The organism is Mesorhizobium sp. M1A.F.Ca.IN.020.06.1.1 (genome assembly GCF_004023265.1).
In the GTDB taxonomy this organism is placed as follows: Bacteria; Pseudomonadota; Alphaproteobacteria; order Rhizobiales; family Rhizobiaceae; genus Mesorhizobium.
Genome location: NZ_RZSR01000835.1, coordinates 1 through 2,687 on the forward strand (window position 1 = coordinate 1; position 2,687 = coordinate 2,687).

Genomic DNA, 2,687 nt, shown 5'->3' on the forward strand with positions numbered 1-2,687 from the left:
GCCACCGCCTTGGCCGGCGCTTCATCAACTGGCTCCGGTGCGGGCCGTTTGTCGGAATCCGGCGTGCGAGTGAAGCGCACATTGGGCGCGAGGAAGAAATATTGCTGCCAGGCCTGGCCGCCGAACTCGTCGCCGCCAGCCGAATCGGCGGCGTTCGATTCGCCGTCAGCGGCGGCTCGCAGCGTGACGACCTGCCCTGTTTGCCGCTGCGGCGGCACGGCAGCGCCATGGTGCCGCGCGTCTTCCGAGCTGCTGTCGTCGTTGTCGCCGTAAGCGGAAGCACCGGAAGGATTGGCACGGGTAAAACGCATGGATGTCACACTCGAGATTCGTCGAACAAACGTGTCCCGAGACATAGGAACCGATGGTTAACAAGCTCTTCCGGAAGGGTCCGGGAAAAGTGCCGGTCGACGGTTCGAGTTGGGCTGGAAGAAGGAGGTGACCGGTGGCATCGAAGTCGGCTGCCGCGGCGCCGTAGCGTCGTCAAAGCGCCTCGCGTTCCTTCGCAATCGCTGCGCGCCGCAGGTTCACGCCGAGAGCGACGCCTGCTCCTCGGCCGCGAGCTTCTCGGTGCCGTAGGCCTTCAGAAAGACGTTCACGCCGGAGCGAACGACATGCTCGATCTCGGCTTGGCTCGGCGCCTTGGTGCGGTAGGAAAAAATGCACTGGCGGAAGAGGCCGGCGAGGCAGAGCTCGGTGAACTGATAGGCGGCGAGATCGACATCGTCGATCTTCAGCAGGCCGCGTTCGACGGCTTCGTTGAGGAAGATCATCACCTTGTCGTGGCCACGCTTGGGACCGCGCTCGTAGAAGCGGGCGCCAAGCTCGGGAATCCTGTCGGAAGCGCCGACCACGGTGCGCTGCGCCTGGATGACCTTGGCCGAGGTGATCTTGGCGGAGAGCACCATGCCGAACTTCACCAGCGTCTTGCGCAGGTCGTCGAAATGGTCGAGCACCTCATACATATTCTTGAAGATGGTGCCACGCTCTTCCTCGATGAGAGCCTCGAACAGCTCTTCCTTGTTGGCGAAATAGACGTAGATCGTGCCCTTGGAGACGCCGGCCTCGCGCGTGATGTCGTTCATCGACGCGGCTTCGAAGCCCTTGTCGATGAAGACGCGGCGCGCGCCTTCGATGATCTGGGCCCGTTTGATCGGATCCTGCCCGGCCGCGGGACGGCCTTTGCGCAGGTCGAGCAGATCGCTATCGGCTGTCGTTTCGACCATCGACGTCAAACCTCACGAAATATTTCGAACCAACCGGTTCGATTTGCTCTTGATATGGGCCTCTTTCCGCGCTATGTCAATCACCAATTCGAACCGAACGGTTCAGTCTGACTGACTTGTCCCAGAGAGATTATCATGTCCTCGAACGCGCCCGCTACCGCCGAAGTCCGCAATTTCCCCAACGCCAAGGTCCAGCCGTCGACCGAAGCTCCGGAAGCGCCTGTACTGCCCGCTCCTCCCGCGCCTGCCGAAGCGCCGGCCAAGAAGAAGCGCTCTGTCCGCTCGCTGCTGCTGCCGATCATCGGGCTGGGCCTCCTCGGCGCCGGCTCCTGGTACGGCTACGATTACTGGACCGACGGCCGGTTCATGATCTCCACCGACGACGCCTATGTCCAGGCCGACATGTCGTTCGTGTCGCCGAAAATCTCCGGCTATGTGGACAAGGTGCTGGTGAGCGAGAACCAGAGCGTCAAGGCCGGCGATCCGCTGTTCGTCATCGATGACGGCGACTACAAAATCGCGGTCGGCCAGGCGGAGGCGCAGATCGCCACGCTGGCGAAGACGCTCGACCGCATCGATGCGCAAACCAAGGCGGCGCAGGCCTCGCTGGCGCAAGCACAGGCGCAGAAGATCGCCGACCAGGCGGCGGCCGACAATGCGGCACGCGCACAGGCCCGCGCGGCGCAGCTGCTCAAGACGCATGTCGGCACGCAGGCACAACTCGACGACGCCCAGACGGCGCTCGACCAGGCGAAGGCAGCCCTCGCCGGCGCCGACGCGCAGATCACCGCCGCGCAGGCCAATATCGGCGTGCTCGAAGCCCAGCGTGCGGAATCCGCCAGCACGCTCGCCTCGCTGCAGCTCACCCGCGACAAGGCGCAGCGTGACCTTTCCTTCACCGTGCTCAAGGCGCCCTATGACGGCGTCGTCGGCAACCGCTCGGTCGAACAGGGCGACCTCGTCACGCCCGGCCAGAAGCTCGCCGTCGTCGTGCCGATGGATAAGCTCTACATCGTCGGCAACTTCAAGGAGACGCAGCTTGGCCGGCTGGTGCCTGGCGAGAAGGTCCGCATCACGGTCGATGCCATCGACGGCCAGACCTTCGAGGGCACGGTTTCGTCGCTGGCGCCGGCTTCGGGCGCGGTGTTCTCGCTGCTACCGCCGGAAAACGCCACCGGCAACTTCACCAAGGTGGTGCAGCGCGTGCCGGTCCGCATCGACGTGCCGGCCGGCGTGCTGAAGACCGGCAAGTTGCGCGCCGGCCTCAGCGTCATCGTCGCCGCCGACAGCCGCACCGCGCCGGCCGCGACGACCAACTGAGCAGTTTGGGGGGCGGCCCGGTGGCCAATTGAGCGCCGAGCCGCCCAGCCTGTTTTGACGCAGTTCCGGGCGGAAAACGCCGCGCACTTTTGGAGCTGCCGCAGGGAGGCCATGAGATGGCAACCGCAACCATTACCGCAG

General features: G+C 64.6%; 2 protein-coding genes and 1 pseudogene. 1 reads left to right on the forward strand and 2 read right to left on the reverse strand.

Annotated elements, in window-relative coordinates; all coding sequences use genetic code 11:
• Together EOA60_RS27720 and EOA60_RS27725 are read right to left on the reverse strand one after the other, a co-directional pair.
• A pseudogene (locus EOA60_RS27720) lies at positions 1-311 on the reverse strand (DNA translocase FtsK); the annotation flags it as partial.
• A gap of 216 nt (positions 312-527) precedes the next feature.
• Positions 528-1,226, reverse strand: coding sequence for a TetR/AcrR family transcriptional regulator (locus tag EOA60_RS27725; RefSeq protein WP_067323814.1), 699 nt, complete (start codon positions 1,224-1,226; stop codon positions 528-530).
• Positions 1,227-1,361: 135 nt separating this feature from the next.
• Between EOA60_RS27725 and EOA60_RS27730 the strand changes: the two genes are divergently transcribed.
• Positions 1,362-2,546 (forward strand): HlyD family secretion protein, encoded by a 1,185-nt coding sequence (locus EOA60_RS27730; RefSeq protein WP_128312223.1) that lies wholly within the window; start codon positions 1,362-1,364, stop codon positions 2,544-2,546.
• Positions 2,547-2,687: the final 141 nt, after the last annotated feature.